Raw genomic sequence first — 857 nt, forward strand, 5'->3', positions numbered from 1 at the left:
AACTCGACGAACACGGCAACGTCGTCGCCGTACCGGAAATCGAACGCACCGTCGCAGCATGCCTCGACGGCATCCGCCGCGCACAATCCGGACCCGGCCGCAAACGACTCGACGCCAACCGCGTCACCCTCTACGTCTGGCCCGTCCTCGACGTCCCCGAAGATCGCCTCGCCACCATCGCCCGCCACATCGCACCCTCCACCATCGGCGCCGGCCTGGAAGAAATCACCCTCATCGCCCGCCTCAAAAACGGACCCACCGCCACCCCACGCGAAGTCGCAATCCGCTTCTCCTACCGCCCCGGCGCCGGCATCGTCGCCAAAATCACCGACAAACCCACCGAACCACTACGCCCACTCGACGAATACACCCAAAAAGTCCAGCGCAGCCAAGCCCGCGGCACCGTCTACCCCTACGAACTCATCCCACTGCTCACCGGCACAGACGGCACCTTCACCGAATACGACTTCGACACCTCGGGTGTCCTGACACCGGTCGAGCGCCCCTACGGCCACAACACCGCCGGCATCATCACCGGCATCGTCACCACCCCCTCCGCCCGCTACCCCGACGGCATGACCCGAGTCGCACTCTTCGGTGACCCCACCAAAGCCCTCGGCACCGTCGCCGAAGCCGAATGCTCCCGCATCGTCGCCGCCATCGACCTCGCCGAACACCTCGGCGCACCCGTCGAATGGTTCGCCCTCTCCTCCGGCGCCACCATCTCCATGACCACCGGCACCGAAAACATGGACTGGGTCTCGCGCGGACTACGCCGCATCATCACCTTCACCCAAGCCGGCGGTGAAATCAACATCATCGTCGCCGGCATCAACGTCGGCGCCCAGCCCTACTGG

1 pseudogene is annotated in these 857 nt (G+C 65.7%); it reads left to right on the forward strand.

Features of this window, described 5'->3' with window-relative positions:
• Nucleotides 1–857, forward strand: a pseudogene (locus A2J03_RS26745) (fused acetyl/propionyl-CoA carboxylase subunit alpha/methylmalonyl-CoA decarboxylase subunit alpha); the annotation flags it as partial.

Source organism: Rhodococcus sp. EPR-157 (assembly GCF_001647195.1).
Lineage (GTDB): Bacteria > Actinomycetota > Actinomycetes > Mycobacteriales > Mycobacteriaceae > Rhodococcoides.